Annotated in this window: 2 protein-coding genes; both read left to right on the top strand. The window is 71.6% G+C overall.

Features of this window, described 5'->3' with window-relative positions; genetic code table 11:
- The coding region (locus G3I65_RS17280) for a hypothetical protein (protein WP_160697031.1) at positions 1–799 on the top strand (799 nt) is incomplete at its 5' end.
- Positions 796–1,287 (top strand): hypothetical protein, encoded by a 492-nt coding sequence (locus tag G3I65_RS17275; protein WP_160697030.1) that lies wholly within the window; start codon positions 796–798, stop codon positions 1,285–1,287. The genes G3I65_RS17280 and G3I65_RS17275, both read left to right, overlap by 4 nt.
- Positions 1,288–1,438 lie beyond the last annotated feature (151 nt).

The following is a 1,438-nucleotide window of genomic DNA, read 5'->3' as shown; positions in this document are numbered from 1 at the left end:
CCGCGCCCGGCAGCTGGACCGGCAGGTCACCGCGCGCGGGCTGCCGCCGACCGGGCGGATCGCCGAAGCCCTGCGGGGTTCCGCGCTGCTGCGGGACCTCGGCACCCGCAACCCCGACCACCTGTTCGAGCTGTCGAGCGCCTGGCTGGAGAAGGCGGAGCGGGACGCGGCCGCGGGAAAACCCCTGGTGTCGCTGGAGGTCTACGTCCGCGACGTGATCATGAGCAAGCACGTCCGCGGCCTGGTGGGCGAGTTCGCCGCGGTGTTCCAGCTGGGCAAGGACGTCCTCGTGCTGAAGGCGCCGGACATCGGCGTCACCGTGGGCGGCACCGACTTCATCGTGCTCGTCAAGGGCAGCCGGGAAATCTGGCTGTGCGACAACAAGACGCTGTCCCAGTCCGGGCTCGGCGAAGTCAGCAGCCTGGTCGAGAACATCGGGAAGAACGTCCAGAAGGACGTCGTCGAGCTGACCAAGAAGGTGCGCGACCTGCCGGACCCGCTCACCGGGGAGTCGTCCGGGGTGGCGGACGCCCTCAGCCGGCTCACGAAGGCCCGCGACCGGCTCAAGGGGTTTTCGGCCGCGGACCTCGCCACGCCCGAAGGACAGGCCAGGGTGGCCGCGATCCTCGACGACCCGGACATCCGGGTCCGGCGGGTGATCACCAACGCCGGCGGCGAGCTGAGCTACCTGCAACAGCGCCTGCTCGACATGAAGATCGACTTCGCCGACCTGCGCACCCGGTTCACCGAGATCCAGCAGCGGCTGCGCAAGCCGGGCACCGGAGGGGAAACACGATGAGCTTTTTCGAACCGTACCTGCACACGCCGAGCGCCGTGCTCTCCGACGGCATCGTGCCGGTGCCGCTGTGGGCGGTGACCCAGCTGTCGATCGACTCGGCGTACTTCGTGCCGCAGGTCGGCGGGACCCGGCGGCGGGTCGCGGTGGTCAGCCACGACGACTCGCTGTCGCTGAGCGCCGTCCTGCTGGGCCCGCTGCGCTTCACCTGGAAGGTCGCGCTGGAGAACCTCGCCGAGTCCAGCAGGCAGGGCACCGCGCTGTCCCGGGTCACCGGCGGCACGCAGAGCGGCCTGGTGCTGATCACGACCGCGACCATCCGGACCGACCTCGCGGTGCAGTCGCTGACGTTCTCGCAGAGCGCGCAGCGGCGGGACACCCTCGACGTTTCGCTGCGGCTGCTGCACCTGCCGCGCCCTGGCAGCCTCGCGAAGCTGCTCGACGTCTCCTCGATCGGTGTCGGCGCCCTGACCGACGCGCTGCCGGTCTGAGGGGGCGGCGATGTCCAGGACCCTGCCCGCGCTGATCGCCCACCCGCTGCCCGCCGCCACGCCCCCGCCGGACCCCGCGGTCCGGGAGGTGCGCCAGGAACTGACCGCCGGGCTGCCCGTGCGGATCGACCTCGACGCCGCCCGCGCGCTC

This window comes from Amycolatopsis sp. SID8362 (assembly GCF_010550475.1).
In the GTDB taxonomy this organism is placed as follows: Bacteria; Actinomycetota; Actinomycetes; order Mycobacteriales; family Pseudonocardiaceae; genus Amycolatopsis; species Amycolatopsis eburnea.
The sequence above is the reverse complement of the archived record's forward strand: the minus strand, read 5'-3'. Positions and strand labels throughout refer to the sequence as shown.

Bases quoted from the DNA above. Each gene is read 5' to 3' on its own strand.
- G3I65_RS17275 (WP_160697030.1), top strand. From the start codon at position 796: ATGAGCTTTTTCGAACCGTACCTGCACACGCCGAGCGCCGTGCTCTCC.